The 19,436-nt window shown below is 38.9% G+C and carries 20 protein-coding genes; 15 read left to right on the forward strand and 5 right to left on the reverse strand.

The window, feature by feature from the left end; genetic code table 11:
- The first annotated feature begins 31 nt into the window (after positions 1 to 31).
- Genes fliS through ACW689_RS01030 form a run of 4 tightly spaced genes read left to right on the forward strand, consistent with a single transcriptional unit; the run spans position 32 to position 3,396 of the window.
- Positions 32 to 460, forward strand: coding sequence for a flagellar export chaperone FliS (fliS, locus tag ACW689_RS01015; RefSeq protein ID WP_476287689.1), 429 nt, complete (start codon positions 32 to 34; stop codon positions 458 to 460).
- On the forward strand, positions 450 to 737 hold the full coding sequence (locus ACW689_RS01020) for a hypothetical protein (RefSeq protein ID WP_476287691.1): 288 nt from the start codon (positions 450 to 452) through the stop codon (positions 735 to 737). Before fliS ends, ACW689_RS01020 begins: the two co-directional genes overlap by 11 nt.
- Positions 738 to 767: 30 nt before the next feature.
- On the forward strand, positions 768 to 2,867 hold the full coding sequence (locus ACW689_RS01025) for a motility associated factor glycosyltransferase family protein (RefSeq protein ID WP_476287693.1): 2,100 nt from the start codon (positions 768 to 770) through the stop codon (positions 2,865 to 2,867).
- Positions 2,868 to 2,880: 13 nt separating this feature from the next.
- Complete coding sequence (locus ACW689_RS01030; RefSeq protein WP_476287695.1) at positions 2,881 to 3,396, forward strand: GNAT family N-acetyltransferase; 516 nt, start codon at positions 2,881 to 2,883, stop codon at positions 3,394 to 3,396.
- On the opposite strand, the gene ACW689_RS01035 is transcribed toward ACW689_RS01030, so the two are convergent.
- Complete coding sequence (locus ACW689_RS01035; protein WP_476287697.1) at positions 3,386 to 4,483, reverse strand: hypothetical protein; 1,098 nt, start codon at positions 4,481 to 4,483, stop codon at positions 3,386 to 3,388. The genes ACW689_RS01030 and ACW689_RS01035 overlap by 11 nt on opposite strands.
- Before the next feature lie 151 nt (positions 4,484 to 4,634).
- Between ACW689_RS01035 and ACW689_RS01040 the strand changes: the two genes are divergently transcribed.
- Genes ACW689_RS01040 through ACW689_RS01080 form a run of 9 tightly spaced genes read left to right on the forward strand, consistent with a single transcriptional unit; the run spans position 4,635 to position 13,067 of the window.
- Positions 4,635 to 5,957 carry an aminotransferase class III-fold pyridoxal phosphate-dependent enzyme gene (locus ACW689_RS01040; RefSeq protein WP_476287699.1) on the forward strand — a complete coding sequence of 441 codons (1,323 nt, stop codon included), beginning with the start codon at positions 4,635 to 4,637 and terminating at the stop codon, positions 5,955 to 5,957.
- 1 nt (position 5,958) lies between these two features.
- Positions 5,959 to 6,720 carry a cytidylyltransferase domain-containing protein gene (locus ACW689_RS01045; protein WP_476287701.1) on the forward strand — a complete coding sequence of 254 codons (762 nt, stop codon included), beginning with the start codon at positions 5,959 to 5,961 and terminating at the stop codon, positions 6,718 to 6,720.
- Entirely contained in the window at positions 6,713 to 7,786 is a 1,074-nt protein-coding gene (pseI, locus tag ACW689_RS01050) for a pseudaminic acid synthase (RefSeq protein ID WP_476287703.1), read from the forward strand. Before ACW689_RS01045 ends, pseI begins: the two co-directional genes overlap by 8 nt.
- 1 nt (position 7,787) lies before the next feature.
- Entirely contained in the window at positions 7,788 to 9,161 is a 1,374-nt protein-coding gene (locus ACW689_RS01055) for an NAD(P)-binding protein (RefSeq protein WP_476287705.1), read from the forward strand.
- On the forward strand, positions 9,162 to 10,130 hold the full coding sequence (locus ACW689_RS01060; protein ID WP_476287707.1) for a hypothetical protein: 969 nt from the start codon (positions 9,162 to 9,164) through the stop codon (positions 10,128 to 10,130).
- Complete coding sequence (locus ACW689_RS01065) at positions 10,117 to 10,788, forward strand: class I SAM-dependent methyltransferase (RefSeq protein WP_476287709.1); 672 nt, start codon at positions 10,117 to 10,119, stop codon at positions 10,786 to 10,788. Before ACW689_RS01060 ends, ACW689_RS01065 begins: the two co-directional genes overlap by 14 nt.
- Entirely contained in the window at positions 10,752 to 11,711 is a 960-nt protein-coding gene (locus ACW689_RS01070) for a DegT/DnrJ/EryC1/StrS family aminotransferase (protein ID WP_476287711.1), read from the forward strand. The genes ACW689_RS01065 and ACW689_RS01070 overlap by 37 nt, the downstream gene beginning before the upstream one ends.
- On the forward strand, positions 11,701 to 12,333 hold the full coding sequence (locus tag ACW689_RS01075; protein WP_476287713.1) for a class I SAM-dependent methyltransferase: 633 nt from the start codon (positions 11,701 to 11,703) through the stop codon (positions 12,331 to 12,333). Before ACW689_RS01070 ends, ACW689_RS01075 begins: the two co-directional genes overlap by 11 nt.
- The gene (locus tag ACW689_RS01080) at positions 12,330 to 13,067 is read left to right on the forward strand and encodes a WbqC family protein (protein WP_476287715.1); all 738 of its coding nucleotides are present in this window, start codon (positions 12,330 to 12,332) and stop codon (positions 13,065 to 13,067) included. The genes ACW689_RS01075 and ACW689_RS01080 overlap by 4 nt, the downstream gene beginning before the upstream one ends.
- 9 nt (positions 13,068 to 13,076) lie before the next feature.
- Here the strand turns inward: ACW689_RS01080 and ACW689_RS01085 are convergent, their stop codons facing one another.
- From ACW689_RS01085 to pseB, 3 genes are read right to left on the reverse strand one after another with little or no spacing between them, the layout of a single operon-like run.
- Complete coding sequence (locus ACW689_RS01085) at positions 13,077 to 13,973, reverse strand: aldo/keto reductase (protein WP_476287717.1); 897 nt, start codon at positions 13,971 to 13,973, stop codon at positions 13,077 to 13,079.
- Positions 13,964 to 15,121: a UDP-4-amino-4,6-dideoxy-N-acetyl-beta-L-altrosamine transaminase gene (gene pseC, locus ACW689_RS01090; RefSeq protein WP_476287719.1), complete on the reverse strand. Its 1,158-nt coding sequence runs from the start codon at positions 15,119 to 15,121 to the stop codon at positions 13,964 to 13,966. Before pseC ends, ACW689_RS01085 begins: the two co-directional genes overlap by 10 nt.
- 10 nt (positions 15,122 to 15,131) lie before the next feature.
- Positions 15,132 to 16,133 carry a UDP-N-acetylglucosamine 4,6-dehydratase (inverting) gene (pseB, locus tag ACW689_RS01095; RefSeq protein WP_476287721.1) on the reverse strand — a complete coding sequence of 334 codons (1,002 nt, stop codon included), beginning with the start codon at positions 16,131 to 16,133 and terminating at the stop codon, positions 15,132 to 15,134.
- Positions 16,134 to 16,355: 222 nt separating this feature from the next.
- Between pseB and ACW689_RS01100 the strand changes: the two genes are divergently transcribed.
- Positions 16,356 to 17,141 carry a flagellin N-terminal helical domain-containing protein gene (locus ACW689_RS01100; RefSeq protein WP_476287723.1) on the forward strand — a complete coding sequence of 262 codons (786 nt, stop codon included), beginning with the start codon at positions 16,356 to 16,358 and terminating at the stop codon, positions 17,139 to 17,141.
- A 165-nt stretch (positions 17,142 to 17,306) separates the two neighbouring features.
- Positions 17,307 to 18,743 (forward strand): sigma-54 dependent transcriptional regulator, encoded by a 1,437-nt coding sequence (locus tag ACW689_RS01105; RefSeq protein WP_476287725.1) that lies wholly within the window; start codon positions 17,307 to 17,309, stop codon positions 18,741 to 18,743.
- Here ACW689_RS01105 and ACW689_RS01110 read toward each other — a convergent pair.
- A complete protein-coding gene (locus ACW689_RS01110; RefSeq protein WP_476287727.1) occupies positions 18,740 to 19,345 on the reverse strand; it encodes a DNA-3-methyladenine glycosylase I in 606 nt (201 codons plus the stop codon). The two genes, ACW689_RS01105 and ACW689_RS01110, sit on opposite strands and share 4 nt — an antisense overlap.
- Positions 19,346 to 19,436: the final 91 nt, after the last annotated feature.

Consider the following 19,436-nt stretch of genomic DNA (forward strand, 5'->3'; position numbering starts at 1 on the left):
CAATTTAACAGATAAATTTGAAAGGTGGGTTATGTATAACGCTAAAGTAAAAAACTACCGCAAAGAAGCGCTGAAAACACGCGTGGCGGGAGCGGACCGTTTTGAAATCATTCAAATGCTAATGGCAGGTGCCGTCGAAAAGATGGTGCTGGCTAAAGTATCAATTGAAAAGAAAAATTTTGAAGCTAAGAGTGAACACCTATCGAAAGCATCTGACATCATATCTGCTCTGCGCGGATGTTTAGACTTTGAAGTGGGTGGTGAGATAACTGAAAACTTATACGCATTATACACTTATATGATAGATAGACTGATAGATGTTAGCGTTAGCAATGACACAGCCATTATAGATGAAGTCTCTAACTTGCTTAAAGAAATCAAGTCTGCATGGGATTCAATACCAATTGATGTTAGACAGGAAACATTAAGCCACCATGGCGAACATGCAAATGCAGGATAAGCTGACTGAAGTTGAAAAGTTAGTTATTAATCTAGAAATGGCGTTACTTGATGAGAATTTGGCTGAAGCAATGATATTTGCCGAGTCTATTGATCGTTCAATTAGAGCAATTAACTTTTCTAAACTTCAAGACCATGATTTTGATGTGCTAAATTTTATAAATAATAAGTACTCCGACTTATTAACCTCACTAAATAAGAAAAAAGCAAAAACTCGAGATGAGTTGTCCAACTCTATTGCTTCTCAAAAAGCAATAAACGTATACAAATCTTTTTAGTACTTTATTCGAGTATCGAGCCGATATATTATGACTGACCAACGTGATTTAGAACAACAATTAACCAATATGGAAAATAAACTGCATTCATCTGTAAAGATGGCTGAAATGGAAAAGCAGTTTATTAAAGAGGCAAATGCAACTTACGAAAAAAACTTAGTTGCTTTGGCTAAGTACCTTCCTGAACTGTACGATAAGTTTTCTGTATTTCAACCAAAAGACGAGTTTAAACTTTTTCTTAATGATAATGGCACTGCGAATATCATTGACTATGGAACTAAGTTCCCCATGTATAATGAAACCCCTCTCGAGCAGGTACAAGAGCAGGTTAAAAATTCATTAGACAACCCCCATATTTCTAGAATAAATTACTCGCATTTAGAGCATTTAAAAAATCAGTATGATTACACTCATGTTAAGTTATTAAATAAAATCGGTAAGGCATATAACTTAGCGAAGAATGAACTTGAAAATAACACTAAGCTTTCTGGAAAGCAGGTAAGTGTGGTTGTTTTTGGTGTTGGCTTAGGTTATCACCTTGAGGAGCTTCTGGAGAAAGTACCATCAGCATATCTGAACATTTTTGAACCTGAAGAAGATTACTTTTTTGCAAGCCTGTTTACTTTCGACTGGGCTCGTTTCTTAAATAAAGTTGATAAAGCCGGTACTAATTTTTATATAAGTATAGGTGTTTCAGAAGATGAAACTTATAAGGAGTTGTATGCTCGGGCACAAGACCTTGGGCCATTTACAATTTCTAATTCTTTCTTTTTTCAGCACTATCCATCCGTATCTATTAATAAGTTGATTTTAAAGCTAAGAGATAATTTTCATCAGATCTTCATGGGGTGGGGGTTTATTGATGATGCATTTATGAGCCTCGCACATACATGCAAAAATGTCGAAAAGCGGCTTCCAGTTTTTCCTGGAAGAGTTAATGGTGAAAATAAGTTTAAGGATTTTCCAGTTTTTATTGTTGCAAATGGACCATCTTTGGATAATGACATTGAGACAATTAAAAAGTACCGAGATAAAGTGTTGCTTATAGCGTGTAACTCTGTTACGACAGCCTTACTTAAGCATGATATTATTCCTGATTTTCACGCGGCGCTAGAGCGTTGTCGTCTTACCTATGATTTTTTAAAAGTATACATACCAGAAGAGTACAGGAAGCAAATATCTTTGTTGACCGTAAACGTCATGCACGAAGAGGTTGCCGATCTGTTCGCTTGGAGTGGGGCGGGGCTTAAAGGAAGGGAAGCTGGTACCAGTTTGTTTCAAATCGCAGAGGTATTCTCAGGCGTTCCATCAAGCGGAACTTTGCCTTTTTGCAACCCATTAGTTGGCAACATGGCGCTAAGTTATGCCCTATCTTTTGGATTTAAAAATATATATATGTTCGGTGTAGACAATGGTTATGTAGATCCGGAGCATCATCACTCAAAGTCTAGCATGTATTATAATGGAAGCGGAAAAACGGTATATCAGCCGTTGCAGATAGGTGATCGATTAAGAGTCGAAGGGAATTTTGGTGGTGTTGTTATTACTGATCACTTTCTAAATGCCGGTAAAGTGCAGATGGAACGCTTACTATTAACAGATGTAGCTAGAGGAGCTAGCTGTTTTAATTGCAGTAACGGCTCGAAAATAGAGGGGACAACTTCTCTGCCTTCAAGCGATATAATTATTCAGAGCAGCGCAGTTAACAAAGAAACAGTGGCTGATTATATCAGAAACGAGTTGTTTTATGTTCCAGAGGCAGACTTTAGTTTAGAAAACAGGTTGGATTTTGAGGGATTTGAAAAGCTGTGTTCGACAATGGTTGAAATATTAAACAAGCCTTCAGATACGCGAGATCAAGCATTGGATAATGTTCTTGAACAAATAAACTTCCTTATTTCACTTAAAAATACCCAGTTCAGCCACCATTATATGATTCTAGAAGGTGAAGCATTGTATGCCAATGCAGTAATAATTAACCTATTATTTAATTTTGGTGATGAGATATCTATCATGCCATATTATGAAACTGTGAAGCAGGTTTGGTGTGATTTCTTAAGTAGCGCGCCAGATATGTATAGGGAGCGTTGGAATGAGTCTAGTGATCATGAGTTTGAGTTTTTAGACTAGGGGGATAGATGCCGTGACTAGTTCGTTGGAGATTCAGACAGAGAGGTTTTTTCTAAAGTTGTTGGACGAAGAAAATGCGACTTCGCAGTACCTTAGTTGGTTGAACTCTTCATCAGCAGATTTTATTCAACATAAAAAACACACAATTGCAGGTCTTGTTGAGTATATAAAGTCAAAAAAAGCAGATGAGAAAGCATATTTATTCGGAATATTTACTAAAGAAGATGATTTTCATATTGGAAATGTTAAATTTGAGTTCTTGGATCATGACTTCAAAATGATCGAAATGGGGATTTTAATAGGAGAAACGCGCTTTCAAGGAATTGGTGTTGCTCCAGAGGTAATAAAGGCATTTGCAAAATTTGCAAAAGTGAAGTTTTCCAGTGAGCTTATGCTCTTAGGTGTTAGTAAGAAAAATAAAAATGCGATATCTTCATATCGAAAAATCGGATTTGAAATAGAAAAATCTCCACTATTACCCATAACGAGTGAAGATGGGTTACTAATGTCATGGAAACTTACTTCCTAGAAATCATTTGATTGATAAGTTCAAGTAGCTTTTGCATGGCGCCTTCTTGTACGGGAAGTTTTGTTGTGTAAGGGTTACGAGAACTTAGTATTAACTGCTTAAATACTGAACGAAGTTGGTATTGATATCGTATAGATTTAGCTAACCCAATCTTTTCAAGGTAATATGTGCTATTGCCGTGATTACCGATCTGAATACTCACAACGGGCTTTTGGAGTAAGGCGCCTTCGACTAGCATGGTTGAAGACATCCCGATTATTGCATCGTATGTGCAAATCGCTTCAGTTACATTTTTTTTGGTACACAGTGCAACGTTGGAAAATTGTTTTATTAAGTAATTATACCGTAGCTTTGACTCTCTAGGATGAGCACGAATCGTTAGTTTAATATTCTCTTCACTTGCAAGTTGGGCGCATAGGGCATTCAAGATAGAGCGTTCTGTATAACCATAAATTTTTTTTCCAAGCAAGACTCCATATGTTTTAGTTATGGGTTCGGACGCAAATAGAATATTGAGTGTCTTAGTATGCAGAGTGTGTTTCGAGTTGGACTGGGTTTGTAGCTTGGCATAGTAAGGAGAGCCAAGAACATGAATAATATCGCCGGGTATTCCTTCATCTATCATCTGTGATTTTGCAGAGTTATCCATTGTCACAATTGCATTTGGAAATATATATTCCTCAAGGCGATAAGAGTGTTTCTCTTGATAGGTTTGGTGTTTTCTTAAAAATCGAAGCGAGTAATTGACCCACTGATCTAATATAGCGATCGTAGGGATTTGCAACGTTTTGCATGCTTGCCACAAGCTTCTATTTGAATAGTCTCGAGCAGTGGTATCGGTTATGACTACGATGGGTTTTAATTCATCTAACAATTTATGAAAGAATGTTTGGGAATACTGGCTGTGAGAGTCAGCAATGAGAATTGCGTTGTTAGTTAGGTTGTTTTTTTTAAGGTGGCTATAAGCTGCTTCCCTCGCAAAACAAAAAACTTGGAATTGCCGAGAAAGCGAGTTTTCTATAACGCCTATGGCGTTCGAGCCTCCAGGGTCAACGGTAAACAATATAATTACTGGTTGATTATTCATGTAATGCGCTCAGTTTTTTATATTTCCTTATTGTGTACGAGGTCTTTTTAAAAATAAAGACGCTTGTGGTACTCTTCTTGCTTTTATCTAAACATTTCAAAAGTTTTGTCGATAAAGTATATAGCGACGATAACCCCTTCCGGAGGAGCATATGTCAAAAAAAGAAAATTCTGGGGCTCAATTATGGGAAAAAGCTAAGGATATTATTCCTGGTGGCAATCAGTTGTTATCCAAGCGTGCAGAAATGTTTTTGCCAAAGCAGTGGCCTGCTTATTATAAGAAAGCGAAGGGATGTGAGATATGGGATTTGGATGATAATCATTATTTAGATTTTTCTATCATGGGCATTGGAACTTGTTCTTTGGGGTACGCCCACCCGCAAGTGACCGCATCGGTTGTCGAAGCAATTCATTCAGGCTCTATGACAAGCTTAAATTGCTATGAAGAAGTGATGCTTGCAGAAAAATTGATAGAACTTCATCCGTGGGCCGGAGGTGTACGCTTCACCAGGACGGGTGGGGAGTCATGTACATTGGCAATACGAATTGCACGCTCATATTCTAAGAAAAATAAAGTTGCGTTTTGTGGGTATCATGGTTGGCACGATTGGTATTTAGCAACCAATCTCGCATCGTCAGATAAGTTGAAGGAACAATTGCTGCCCGGGTTAGCTCCAAGTGGTGTTCCTGCTCAGCTACAGGATACGGCTTTGCCATTTAAAGAAGGTGATTTAGAAGAATTTCAGAATATAATTGCAGAGCACGGTGATGATTTGGGTGTTGTGATTATGGAAATTTTTCGCCATGGTATGCCGAATATAGACTTTATCAAACAGGTTAAATCGCTTTGTAAGCAGCATAATATAGTACTTATTTTTGATGAAATATCTTCAGGTTTCAGACTTAATGCTGGAGGTGCTCATTTATTGTTTGATGTTGAGCCTGATATATGTGTATTAGGGAAAGCTATGGGGAATGGGCATCCAATAGGGGCGGTTGTTGGTAAAAAAAGCGTGATGGATGCTGCACAGGAATCTTTTATAAGTAGCTCTTATTGGACTGAAAGAGTAGGTTTTGTAGCTGCATTATCGACACTACAAATTTTTGAAGAGCAAGGTGTTTGTGAAAAATTGCAAAAAATAGGAGCGGGTCTCAAAGAAGAAATGACGTCAATTTGCAAAAATATAGACTTTGACCTTCAATTAATAGGTGTTGATAGTGTGCCCATATTGTTGTTTCCAACAGAGCAGGCACTTGCCTTAAAAACTCTTTATACACAAGAAATGTTGAAACGAGGCGTGTTGGCGAGCAATGTAATTTATGTTTCTATCGCTCATACCGAAGAGCTGTGCCGAAAATTTTTAGCTGCATTTAAAGAAGTTGTTCTTTTGTTAAAAGTTGCACAAAACGATAATAATATTGAAGCATGGTTGGAAGGCCCTGTTTGTCATAGTGGTTTTCAAAGGCTAAATTGATATGAGCAAAACCATAGCATTTGTGCAGGCTAGGATGGCATCTTCTCGTTTACCTGGGAAAATTTTAAAGTCTTTAAATGATTTGACCGTTATTGAACACCTTATAATACGGCTACGGCAAGCAAAGAAAGTCGATCAGATTGTGGTGTTGACCTCCGATAACCCTGAAAATGATCAGTTATGTAACATATTGGATAGCCTTGGCATTGATTTCTTCCGGGGTAGTGAGGACGATGTTCTAGGGCGATTTGCTCAAGCGAACGAAATATTTGCAGCTAATAAAGTAGTGAGAATTACTGCTGACTCCCCGTTTATTTGCCCTGAAGTAATTGATCAGCTCATAGCCTATTTTGATAGTCAAGGAGCTCAATATGCGTTTTTGAGTGAGCTTTTTTCTGAAGGTGTAGATTGCGAGGTGATCGATGCTACAGTTCTTTCGCTGATGGCGAAAAAAGCCCAGTTACCTTCTGAGCGCGAACATGTCACGCTCCATCTTTTTAATAATCCAACATTCTGCAACATAGTAGAACTTAAGAATAAGTCAGATGATAGTGTGTATCGGTTTACGCTAGATACACCTGAAGATTGGGAAGTTGTTAGCCGAATGGCCAAGCACTTTGGGAACAGAAGTACGATGATAAATTATCAAGAAATAAAGACCTTTTTTGATACATATCCAGATATATACAAAATAAACAATCATGTAGTTAGAAATGAAGGTTTAGCAATATCTTTAAAAAAAGAGCAGGTTAAAAATGACTAAGTCACTGACGATTAATGGTAAGCGAATAGATGATAACTCACCATGTTATGTTATCGCAGAAATGTCCGCAAACCACGGTGGCTGTATTGATAAAGCGATAGAGTTAATCCATGCAGCACATAAAGCTGGAGCGGACGCTATCAAGCTGCAAACCTACACAGCTGATACCATCACATTAAAAAGTGATAAGCCAGACTTTTTACTTCCAGCAGGAAATGCTTGGGAATCTCATAAATCTCTTTATTCACTTTATCAAGAAGCGTACACACCTTGGGAATGGCATAAGAAGTTGTTTGATGAGGCTAAGAAGCTAGGACTAGATATATTCTCTAGCCCATTTGACAGTTCAGCGGTGGATTTATTGGAATCTCTAAATGTACCTGCATATAAAGTAGCTTCTCCTGAGATTACAGATGTTGGGTTGCTAGAATGCATAGCTAAAACAGGAAAGCCTGTTATTTTATCCACTGGAATTGCTGAGTATGACGATATTCAACTTGCGGTAGACACATTGAGAATGCATGGCTGTACCGAAATAGCGATTCTAAAATGTACTACAGCGTATCCTACACCATTAACTGACTGTAACTTAAAGACAATACCTGATATTGCAAGTTCTTTTAATTGCATCGCTGGACTTTCTGACCATACGGAAGGGGTTGTGGCTCCGATGACTGCTGTTAGTCTTGGGGCAAAAATTATTGAAAAGCATTTTATTAAAGATAGTGATGATGAATCTGTGGATGCGTTCTTCTCTTTAGATAGTGATGATTTTGCTGAAATGGTGGAAAAGATTCGCGAAGTTGAACAAGCTCTAGGTCATGTTACTTACAAGTTAACAGAGTCCGCTAAGAAAAATATATTGGCAAGGCGGTCGCTATATTTTTGCCGCTCATTGCCTAAAGGTCATGTTTTGACTAAAGAAGATATACGCTCTGTCCGTCCTGGTTTTGGTGCGCACCCCAAGCTTTTACCCAAGTATATAGGACAAGTGTTAGCGGAAGCGGTTGAGTTTGGCGATCGTGTTAACCCAAATGTTATTCACGGGAAAATTGAGGAGTCATAACATGAGCAATTGCGTTGTAGTTGGAGGAGGGGTTTGTGGATTACTAGCCGCTTATTTAATGCGCCAGCGTGGCCATGAAGTTGTTTTGGTCGAACAAGCTAAGCACTGTGGTGGCTTGTTGCGCTCTGTGCAAGATGATGAAGGTAATTATTATGATCAAGGTACACACATTCCGAATTTAACGGGGCATGCTGAACTTGATGAAATACTGTTTGGACCTAAATCTCAATGGGATGAACATTGGCTTCAAATTTCAAATTTGCAAACAGGGAACTATTTTAAAGGCACATGGGATTTCGAGACTCAGACAATAGATGCTAGGAAATTAGACCAACAGGACTATGAACGTGGACTAGGTCAACTATTGGCAAACACATCACATCCTTTAGGCGACAATATTGAGGCCTACTGTAATAACTCTATAGGAGAGGTATTCTTTTCACAGCTGGCGAAACCTATTATTAGGAAGCTATATGGATCGCAAATTGACTGTAAAACGCTCTCCAGCAAAAGTAGTATTAATTACTTCGGTGCTACACGATTGTTGGCATTAGATGAACCTATGACGCGAAAGCTTAAACAAATCTCAGAATATGATACGCGACTTGGTTTTCATTCTCGCGAAGCTTACAGTCAGTGGATGAAGGAGCAGGATATTGCTGAAACAACGTACATGTATCCCAAATCATATAAAGGTTGTCAAGCTTGGGTAGAATACTTGATCGAAAAAGTTTGCTCAATTGGAGTGAAAGTTCTCAGTGATGTTCATATAACGGGCATGACAACGAGAGCATCTGAGATCACTGAAATTAGTATCAGTAATGGTGAAAAAATCTCTTGTGATTGGGTCTATTGGAGTGCGCCACCGGTATTTGCATTGAGATTCTTAACACAAGAAGTGAGTTCGTTTAGGCCTAAATTAAGAACTGCAAATGTATTTCATTTTACGGTAGATAAACCTCTTAAAAATTCTCAATCTCATTATTTATGGAACTGGGATGAAAGTTCAGATGTCTTTCGTATCACATTATATCCTAACTTGAACTCAGCGAGGTGTCACTCGATCACGGCCGAAGTACTCAGTGACATGGAGCAAGCAGACACGCTCTGTGAGAAGAAAATATTTACTGACTTGATTGATATGCAGCTTATAGCGCCAGATTCAAAAGTTGTATCATCAACCAGGCAGACTATCCATAACACCTTTCCAGTGCCAACACATGAGTTTAATCAACACATATCAACACAGTTTGAGCAATTACATCATTTAGTAAGCAATATTTCCATTTCAGGTCGATTCAGTGGTAAGTTATGGCTACTAAACGATATATTGTGTGATACTTATCAAACCATCGAAAAGCAGTTTGGTAGATGAATGATAAAGAGAGTTTTATTTGTATGCGATGGTAATGAAGATGTAGGGCTGGGGCACTTTTCTCGTTGCTTGACAATAGCAATTGCCATGAAAGGTTTTCCATTTCAGTTGGGGTTTAGTGGAAATTTTAACGTTTTTGCCCAAAACCGTCTTGTTACAGAGCAAATAGATCAAATCGAGCTAGGGGCGGGTAGTTTTCAAACTGCGTTGGTAGTAGACGGCTACGCCCATACTCAGAAAAGTCTTACGGAGCTGAAGCGGTGCTGCTCTCATTTAATTGTTATTGATGATTTCGATAACTACCGTTATCCATGCGTAGATGCCATTATTAATTTTCGTTTTGCAGCAGAAACCTTTATTGAGTCAACAGAAAAGCACATTCTGGGTGTTAAATACTTCCCTTTTCAAGCCAGTTTACGGGAAGTTCGATTGAATAGTCTTCAAAAGGCGTCAAGTGGGCAAACTGTACGCAAAATATTAGTGATTATTGGCGCAGCAGATCGGTTTTTGGTAATGGACAAGCTTATTGAAGCGTTGGATAGTGTGCTTAGTGGGTGCCGGCTGACAGTACTAGCAAGCCAGAAGCCTGCTTATCAGCCTAAAAGCAATGAATTACAATATTATTCATTTGTGGATAATATAGCCCACTTTTACGGTGGTCATGATGTGGTGATCAGTGGGGGTGGCTCTGTGAAGTATGAATCAGGATTTTGTGTTAGGCCTAATGCTGCGTTATCGCAAACAGAACTACAAAGACAGGATACTCTTTTGCTACAACAACATCAACTATGTTTCGACCTAGGACTTGCTCAGTACAGTGATTTAAAATCTCTCAAAGAGTCTTTGTCGAGGTTCTTCAGTATCGGCGTGTTACAAGCGCAGCGACAAAGCATGATTGAGCGCTTCAACAGTGAGTCAACCAGAGATTTGGTAGAATGTATAGTGAGATTTTTAGATGTCAAAAAATGATCAGAAAATGCAGGCTTGGTCCAATCAGGCTCAAGCTAGCAATGCTCAGCAACAGGTTGCAAGAGTAATGAATGATGAGACGTGGGCCTTACTAGCGAGAAGTATAAATCAAAGCTTAGAGCTAACAGGTAGTCAGTCATTGTTAGATGTCGGCTGTGGAAATGCATATTTATTATCGCTGTTAACAATAGACGATAAAAAAACTTGGGGAGTAGACTTTGCTTTGAACATGGTAAATGAAGCCAAGAAACGTTTGCCAAATGCAAATTTCGCACAGGGGGAAGCTAATAGCATTCCATTTTCAGGACCCTTCCAGCGTATACTGAGCTATAGCATATTTCACTACTTTCCTGATGAAAGCTATGTGAAAGCGGTTTTAAAAAAGCTGCTCAGTTTGGCTGCACCGAATGGCGTGATATTAATTGGAGATCTACTAGATAAACAATTTGAAGAGCAAATTAAATCTGGCAGTGACCTTAAAATAGAAGCCTCTCTACCTATCATACACCGTTATTCTCAGTGGCTATTTATTGACTTAACCAATTTAGTTCAATGGTTAAGATTCCAGCCTTCAGTGGCTTCTGTTGAAATACTTGAACAACCTTCAGAGTTTACATTGTCATGGTATCGGAAAGATCTGAAAATCAGCTTAAATTAGTACTTCAAAACAGCCTTGATATGCCGTTCTGCCAACTAACTCGATCTGGAAGTACAGCGATTATACTTGCTATGCAAGCATACAATGTAGCAGTAGGGCGGCAAGTAATAATACCCGCTAGCTGTTGCCCAATAGTAATGTACTCACTACAAATGGCTGGTTATGAGGTCGTATTGGCTGATGTGAGTTTAGAAACTTTAAACTGTGATCTTGAGCATATTAAGGCTGTTGTTACCGAAAATACTGGCGCTATTTTAGCCGTCCATGCCTATGGGCGAGTTTGCGATATAAATAATATTTTGGCTTTTGCACAAATGATGAATATTGTGGTGATCGAAGACGCATGCTTAGCCTATGGTGGTGAATATAAAGGTCGGTCTATTGGCAGTTTTGCAGATGCTAGTGTAGTGAGCTTTGGCTATGATAAACCAATTGCATATGGCATGGGAGGAGCTTTGTTACTTAAAGATGAATATATCGCAAAGAGAGCAAACAATATTCTGAGAAAAAACGCGTTTTTCTGTATGCCTGGATCCGATGAAATGCGTGTAGAGTTAGCAAAGTCAGTTTCGACGTTGTCCGAGGTGACTGAGCGAAGAAAGGGGAATGTTCAATATATTCATGGTAGTATAAAAAACCCTATTTTTAGAAAGCTATCAATGCCTTATTTTATCAACTATTGGAGATATCCACTATTAATCTCACAGGAATTGAGGTCACAATTTCTGGCGTTTGCAAAACAACATGAGCAGGTATTCACTTGTCACTTTCAAAGCTTAGGGGCAATGTTTACATACAGCAATGTACCTAACGCTGATTTGATTGGCGCGAGTATTATTAACTTGTTTGTTAAACCAAGCATTACGCAAAATCAATTAGACAACATGATTAATGTAGTTAATGAGTTTGACTATGACACCTGAGCAATTAAAGCAATATTATCAGCAACTCTATATAAAACATGGTGACGCTCCCGCTGCGGTGCAACATGTTTCTCGTCATGCGCAAAACGTACGTTTTAAAATTTTTCAAGAATTCATTGGTGAACAATGCAGTATCGTTGATTTAGGGTGTGGGTTAGGCGATTTTTTAACATATCTAAGACAGCATAACTTTTCTGGGAAATATCTTGGATGTGATTTTGTTAGTGAGTTTATCGTTAATAATAATAATAAGTTCTCGCAAGATATCAAAAGTCAGTTTATGACACTAAATATTATTAGCGATCCTGTTCCGTCTGGATATGACTATGTAACAATGAGTGGTATTTTTAATAACAAGTTAAATTGTAATGAAGAATTTTTGTTAAAAACAATTGGCAAGGCATTTAAAGTAGCTAAAGAAGGCGTTATATTTAATGCCCTATCATGTTACGTGGATTATCATGATAAGGAATTATTTTACGTAGATCCTCTGAATTTATTTGAATATATAAAAAGGAATATTACGCCTTTCGTACTTTTGAAACATGATTACGTGACCAAAGAAGGTGGATTTCCCTATGAGTTTACAATGGTGCTCAAAAAAGAAGGGGGGCTAAAGTGATTTTGTCCGTAATGCAGCCAACCTATATTCCATGGATGGGATATTTTGATTTGATCAACAGTTCAGACCAATTTGTATTTTTAGATGATGTTAAACTTGGAAAAAGTGATTGGCATGTAAGAAATCGAATTAAGAGTGCACAAGGTGAGCTTATGTTAAGCCAAGTGGTATCGACTCCAAATGGAAGAATGGAGAGCACGATTTGCGACACTGAGTTTAAACAAGGGCATCCTTGGAGAAAGAAGCATTTAAAAGCGATTAAAATGAACTATCAGCGTGCGCCATACTTCGATGAGATCTATGACGTATTGCTTAGATATTACTCCGTAGGGAGTAATAATCTTGCTGATTTTAATATTGGCTTAATCAGACAGTTTATGAAGCTTTTAGACATTACTACCCCAGTAGATAGAACCTCAAATATCCAAGGTTTATCTGGAAAAAAAGATGAACGCTTGGTGAATTTGTGTCATTTTTTTTCCGCAAAGACTTATTTATCTCCTTTGGGGGCCAAAAATTATATAGAAAGATATAATAAAGGTGGTGCATTATCTAAAGCTGGTATCGATGTATATTATCAACAGTTTAGTCACCCCGAGTATCAGCAACTTTATCCACCATTCGTTTCTCACTTAGGTATAATAGATGCGCTTATGAACTTGGGCCCTGAAGTGACTAAATTACTAATTGGAAAAGGTCATTGTAAGCCAATTAACTACAAGCAGTTAAGTTAGTTAATGACCTCATGAAGACTCGCTCAGTTTCCAACGAGAAGGGTGAGTTAAGTTAGGATCGCTCACCGACACGTTTATTAACTCTGTTGGGTCTATAGTTGACACTTTTTGATATGCTTCAAGTATTTCGCTAAGCTCTCGCTCTGAGTTTACGCCCACTAGGATTTGGTTTATTTCAGATTCTTTTGCAACATACGCTAAACACAACGTAAGTAAAGAAACATTATGCTGCTTGGCCTGCTTATGAAACATTTTTAGTTGTGTTAACCAAGGGTAAAAGTAAGGGGCGAGTTGCTCGATTGGCATAAGTAATAAACCTTGTAAAAAACAGGAACGAGAGTGAATTTCTACCCCGTTCTCGGCTAAAGATTCTAGAGCACCTGTTTTTTTAAAATAGTCATCAAAGGCATTAAATGGTAATTGTATCAAGTCGATAAAATTTGATTTACATAATAAAGAGGTTGGTGTCCCTGAATAAACTGAAATGCCAAGTTGCTTTATACGACACTTCTGTTTTTGCTCTACAAGATAGTCAAGTAATGCTTGTACACCAGGCTTAAAGGCATCACACGCTTGATGGAAAAGTAGAGCTTTCAAAGATGAGCATTTTAGGTCTATAAAACACTGTTCAACATAACGGATATAGCGTTCAACTTCAGTTTGACTAAATACATCTGCTTGCAGAGGTGGCAATTTAGTTACAATATTAAATTGACTGTGAAGAGGTGCGTATGTAGCAAGAGAGTGATGGCTCTCGCCATAACCTAATGCAGTGTCTAAAACTTTTATATTCTCAGTATTTGCCAAGCGCAATATGCGCTCAACCTCAGAATAAGATGGTCGACCGTTGTTGTTGCTAATACCGTAGTCCAGACCGAACTGAACAGTACCTAAAGCTAATCGCATAATGCTTGCTGTAGTTCCTCTATAACTGTCGTTTGTTCGAATTTCGTCATGGTTGGAAATAGTGGAATTGTGACTGCCTGTTGGTAGTACATTTCGGCATTTGGGAAATCTCCGCAGCGAAATCCTCGTTGTTGGTAAAAAGGCTGCATATGTATAGGGATATAGTGCAAGTGACTTGTAATGCCTTTTTCTCTTAGTTTAGTGATGAGCTGGGCGTGTTGCTGTTTATCATTGGCTAATAATCGAACTACAAACAAGTGATAACTTGAGTAACAGTCAGGGTTCTGGTTTAAATGCTGTAAAGGCAAGTGTGATAATGCAGCAACATAATCTTTTGCTAATTGGTTTCTTTTTGCGACGAATGAGTCGAGCCTCTGAAATTGGCTAATCCCCAGCGCAGCTTGTAACTCAGTCATACGGTAGTTAAAGCCAAGTTCAATTTGTTGATAATACCAAGGGCCGTGACTAGGTTCAGTCATTTCAGATTGCTCATTAGTAATACCATGACTTCTGAGACGTTTCATTCGATTAACTAGTTCGGCATTGTTACAAGTAGCGATGCCGCCTTCTGCAGAGGTAATGATCTTTACCGGGTGAAAGCTAAATACGGTGATATCTGAGTATTGACAACAACCTACAGGGTTTCCTTGAAATTGTGCGCCAATTGCGTGTGACGCATCTTCGATAATTTTTACTTGATATTGTTTTGCAAGTGCCGAGATGGCTTCCATATCACAAGATTGGCCGGCAAGGTGCACAGGAATGATAACTTTGGGTAGTTTGTTACTTTTCTTTGCTTGCGCAAGTTTTATCGCCAGCTTTTCGACAGACATATTGCCTGTCTCTAGGTCGATATCGACGAAGTCAACTTTTGCACCACAGTACACAGCGCAATTAGCTGATGCAACAAACGAAATTGGTGATGTCCAAACATAATCACCTTCACTTACACCAAGAGCCAAACAAGCAGTATGCAGCGCAGAGGTTGCACTATTTGTAGCACAGGCATGTTGCGCGCCACAATAATCCGCAACAATGCGTTCAAATTTTGGGACTTGTGGACCCTGAGTAAGCCATTGAGAGCGTAAAACCTCTACAACTGCTTCAATATCTTGCTCATTTATATCTTGCTTTCCGTAAGGAATCATAATTTATAATTCACAGTAGTGCATTTTTATTAAACTCAATAATTTCATCTACGCTCAGGTAGTGTGAATTATCAAGGGAATTGTATTCAAAGCCCGGTTGTACTAATTTTCCTTTTTCCCCTAATGCATTGGTTGTGAAGTCATTGCTTCTACTACTAAATTTTATGCCAGGGGCAATGATGAAATGGTCGTCATATTCATACGTATCAAAGCATAAATCAGATGGGCACATCACTTCATGGAGTTTTTCTCCGGGCCTAATACCAACAACTTTTAACGGTAGAGTCGGCGCCATGGCCTTGGCTAGATCTGTGATTTTGATTGAAGGGATTTTTGGTACAAAAATTTCACCTCCAAGCATTCTACTGAAGTTAGTAAGAACAAAGTCCACGCCTTCTTGTAAGCTTATCCAAAACCGTGTCATGTCTTCGTGAGTAATAGGGATGTAGTCCCTCCCTTCATCGATAAAGTTTTGAAAGACAGGAACAACCGAACCTCGTGAACAAACAACATTGCCATATCTCACTACAGAAAAAGTTGTTCTGCATCCGCCAGCCATGTTGTTTGCTGCGATGAACAGTTTATCTGAAGCTAATTTGGTTGCCCCGTAGAGGTTTATAGGGTTAGCTGCTTTATCTGTTGATAGAGCGATCACTTTGTCTACATTTGTATCGAGCGCCGCTTCGATGACATTTTCAGCGCCATTGATATTGGTTTTAATACATTCCATGGGGTTGTATTCGGCTGCTGGAACTTGTTTCAAAGCAGCCGCATGGATGACATAGTCTACGCCCTGCATAGCTCGTCTTAGTCTATTTTTGTCTCTCACATCACCGATAAAATATCGCATGCATTTGTCATTAAAGACTTGCTGCATTTCAAATTGCTTGAGCTCGTCCCGTGAAAACACGATAATTTTTTTAGGTTTATATTTTGCTAGCAAGGTTTTTACGTATTTCTTTCCGAAAGATCCCGTACCACCAGTGATTAAGATAGTTTTATTGTCGAACATGCTTACCGACCTTAAGGTGTAATTAATTGTTTACAGCTTTGTTACCTGCTAGGTTTTCTAACCATTTATAGGCGCTATAAATCGAATGCTAGTCAATACTTTATATTAGTTTTATAGATTTTGCAGTATTTATGGCTACAACACAGGTAATTATTGGCGATAGATGACTTTTTGTGCAAAAAGTAGTATGTTCTAAGCTAATACCACTTGATGGGGATTGCTATGAAAATCCAGTCACAAAGTAGTAGTATTTTTAACAGGATTGAAAATACTGGAACTAAATTAAACCAGCAGTTGTCGACGGGTAAGCGTGTTAATTCTGCAGCCGATGATGCGGCTGCGTTGCAGATTATTGATAGACTGACTTCTCAGCAAAATGGCTACAGCCAATCTATTCGCAACGCCAACGATGGTATTTCTTATGCACAAACCGCTGACTCAGCATTATCAGGTGTAAATGATGCTGTTTCACGTATTAGAGAGCTATCAATTCAATCAGGAAATGGGGCACTCACGGATTCAGATCGTCAGGCATTGCAAGAAGAAGTGACGCAGTTGCAAACGCAAATTACAGAAACCTTTGAAAACACAACTTTTGGTGGCGCAAAGTTATTTGACGGAGAGTCTGCAAGTTTTCAAATTGGCCCTGATGCTTTGACCACCAAGTCATTGACGCAAACTGACGGCAGTTTTGCCAGTGGTATTTTGAGTGTTGATATTTCCACACAAGCCGGTGCGCAAGCGGCAATTGATGTTGCAGACACAGTATCTCAAGACCTAAACACGCAGCGCACTCAATTAGGTGCATTTGAAAATACCATTTCGAGCACGATTAGACAGGCTGATAATCAGCGTGAAAACATCGCAGCAAGCCAAAGTCGTATCCAAGATACGGACTACGCAAAAGTCATATCTGAGCAAACAGCAAATGATATTTTGTCACAGGCTTCTATTGCATTAAGAGGTCAAGCAAATCAATCTGCTTCGGCGGTATTGAACTTACTCTAAAATAGATAAAAAGCTAAAATTAATGATTTAGTACTAATCAACTCTATACCATGTGGCGTTTTTTTGGCGATTATGTCAATAAAATGCCACTTAGGTATTGCATCCCACCTTAAGTGCCTTACAATCATAACTTTAATCCTTACTTAAAGTAGTTGGAATTGTAAGATGGTTTTGATCTTAGATAATAATAATGTGCGCGCTCATGGCCTTCAGGCTGCTTTAACTTTTGTGGGGCAAGGCGCGAAAGTCATACAAGAGTCTGAGATCGGATCACAAACCAAATTGCCCTCTGAATCAATCGTTGTACTAGGTGCCTTGTCAAACCTAGAACATGAAACAGTCATTAAATCGCAACCTGCCTACCCATTTTTATTAATTGGTGAAACACTCAAACCACTTTTAAGTTTGGCCAATGTTGTGGGGTTGATCTCTGAACCTTTTAGCCATGATGTCACGATGCAATTGCTACATGACTGTCAACAGTACCAGCGTATGTTACCTGGCAAGTCAGACAAAATTGACGGTCGTTCATTTGATGGATTAGTTGGTGAAACACCAGCCGTTAAACAAGTTCGATTTCTAATCTCTCAGGTGGCGAAAACGGATGCCAATGTGCTTATTTTAGGAGAGTCGGGTACTGGTAAAGAAGTGGTTGCGCGAAACGTACACTTACTTTCCAATCGCAGCCAAGGTCCGTTTGTGCCAGTGAACTGTGGTGCTATTCCAGGCGAATTACTTGAAAGCGAGCTATTCGGTCATGAAAAGGGAGCTTTTACTGGGGCGATATCAGCTCGTAAAGGTCGTTTTGAATTGGCTCAAGGCGGGACGTTATTTCTCGATGAAATAGGGGATATGCCACTGCAAATGCAGGTTAAACTACTTCGCGTTTTGCAAGAAAGGTATTACGAACGTGTGGGGGGAACCAAAGCCATTCAAGCGGATGTTCGGATCATTGCAGCGACACACCGAAATCTTGAAGATATGATTGAAGAAGGTAAGTTTCGTGAAGACTTGTTCTATCGCCTTAATGTGTTTCCTATTGAAAACCCGTCATTAAAAGAACGTGGAGATGACATTCCTTTACTGCTAAAAGAATTGATGAGACGTGTAAACGAGCAAAGCGGTTCAACGGCTAAATTTACTGAGCGTGCAATTGAAAGCCTAAAAGCGCATGATTGGCCTGGTAATATTCGTGAATTAGCGAATTTAGTTGAACGCATGGTGATCATGTTCCCAGAAAAAGTAGTAGATGTAACTGATTTACCTAATAAATACCGTCATATTGAAGTGGAAGCATATGAGCCGGAGTATCCTGAAGAACTGCTAGAAAAAGACGCATTTAACGAGTTGTTTAGCGAAGGTTTTAGTGATTTTGATGATGAAAGCGATGCTGTTGATATGTCAGGGTCTCAACCACATCTAGGTTTATTACCTGACGAGGGAATAGAACTTAAAGAATATTTGGCTGATCTTGAGGTGAGTCTAATTACTCAAGCGCTGGAGCGTTACGACTATGTCGTGTCTCACGCAGCCGACGTACTGGGTGTACGCCGAACTACCTTGGTAGAAAAAATGAAGAAATACAACTTGAATAGAGATTAACTGGCAATCTCGCTAAAAAGTTGCTTAGAATACATATCGATTACTTGTTTTTTTCTAAAACAGCCATTGTCGTGATCGTTGACCATGCCACAAGCTTGCATATGCGCATAGACCGTGGTTGGTCCTAAAAACTTAAAACCACGCTTTTTTAAATCTTTCGCAAAAGCATGGCTTATCTCGGTCGTTGCGAGATAGTCGTCTCTAGTAGCGATGTTATTCACGATTGGTTTGAAGTTCACAAATGCCCATTGGTAGCGTGCGAAACTAGCAAATTCTTTTTGGATCTCGATAAATGCTTTTGCGTTATTGATTGTCGCCGCTATTTTCTTTTCATTGCGCACAATACCTGTATCTTGCATTAGCTCGGCAATGTTACTTTTGTCCATGGTTGCGACTTGCTCTACGTTAAAATTTGCAAAGGCACGTTTATAACTATGGCGCTTTTTCAAAATGGTATACCAGCTAAGGCCGGCTTGTGCAGATTCGAGCGTGATAAATTCAAACAAGGTGTGATCGTCAATGACGGGGACGCCCCATTCTTTATCGTGGTACTCAACGTAATCCGGTTTGCTTTCATCAACCCATAAACAGCGTGTGCACATGATTTTGCTTCCTTGAAAGAGTAGTGATTTGTTTAGTGTACAGAGTGCTGTATAAAAAACCAGTGTCAAAACGTTGTCATTTAAATTTAAG

The organism is Pseudoalteromonas sp. ABE4_541 (assembly GCF_056312285.1).

Excerpts from the sequence above, each read along its gene's own strand:
- fliS (WP_476287689.1), top strand. The coding sequence starts at position 32 with ATGTATAACGCTAAAGTAAAAAACTACCGCAAAGAAGCGCTGAAAACA.
- ACW689_RS01020 (WP_476287691.1), top strand. The coding sequence starts at position 450 with ATGCAGGATAAGCTGACTGAAGTTGAAAAGTTAGTTATTAATCTAGAA.
- ACW689_RS01025 (WP_476287693.1), top strand. The coding sequence starts at position 768 with ATGACTGACCAACGTGATTTAGAACAACAATTAACCAATATGGAAAAT.
- ACW689_RS01035 (WP_476287697.1), bottom strand. The coding sequence starts at position 4,483 with ATGAATAATCAACCAGTAATTATATTGTTTACCGTTGACCCTGGAGGC.
- ACW689_RS01040 (WP_476287699.1), top strand. The coding sequence starts at position 4,635 with ATGTCAAAAAAAGAAAATTCTGGGGCTCAATTATGGGAAAAAGCTAAG.
- ACW689_RS01045 (WP_476287701.1), top strand. The coding sequence starts at position 5,959 with ATGAGCAAAACCATAGCATTTGTGCAGGCTAGGATGGCATCTTCTCGT.
- pseI (WP_476287703.1), top strand. The coding sequence starts at position 6,713 with ATGACTAAGTCACTGACGATTAATGGTAAGCGAATAGATGATAACTCA.
- ACW689_RS01055 (WP_476287705.1), top strand. The coding sequence starts at position 7,788 with ATGAGCAATTGCGTTGTAGTTGGAGGAGGGGTTTGTGGATTACTAGCC.
- ACW689_RS01060 (WP_476287707.1), top strand. The coding sequence starts at position 9,162 with ATGATAAAGAGAGTTTTATTTGTATGCGATGGTAATGAAGATGTAGGG.
- ACW689_RS01065 (WP_476287709.1), top strand. The coding sequence starts at position 10,117 with ATGTCAAAAAATGATCAGAAAATGCAGGCTTGGTCCAATCAGGCTCAA.
- ACW689_RS01070 (WP_476287711.1), top strand. The coding sequence starts at position 10,752 with ATGGTATCGGAAAGATCTGAAAATCAGCTTAAATTAGTACTTCAAAAC.
- ACW689_RS01075 (WP_476287713.1), top strand. The coding sequence starts at position 11,701 with ATGACACCTGAGCAATTAAAGCAATATTATCAGCAACTCTATATAAAA.
- ACW689_RS01085 (WP_476287717.1), bottom strand. The coding sequence starts at position 13,973 with ATGCGATTAGCTTTAGGTACTGTTCAGTTCGGTCTGGACTACGGTATT.
- pseC (WP_476287719.1), bottom strand. The coding sequence starts at position 15,121 with ATGATTCCTTACGGAAAGCAAGATATAAATGAGCAAGATATTGAAGCA.
- pseB (WP_476287721.1), bottom strand. The coding sequence starts at position 16,133 with ATGTTCGACAATAAAACTATCTTAATCACTGGTGGTACGGGATCTTTC.
- ACW689_RS01100 (WP_476287723.1), top strand. The coding sequence starts at position 16,356 with ATGAAAATCCAGTCACAAAGTAGTAGTATTTTTAACAGGATTGAAAAT.
- ACW689_RS01105 (WP_476287725.1), top strand. The coding sequence starts at position 17,307 with ATGGTTTTGATCTTAGATAATAATAATGTGCGCGCTCATGGCCTTCAG.
- ACW689_RS01110 (WP_476287727.1), bottom strand. The coding sequence starts at position 19,345 with ATGTGCACACGCTGTTTATGGGTTGATGAAAGCAAACCGGATTACGTT.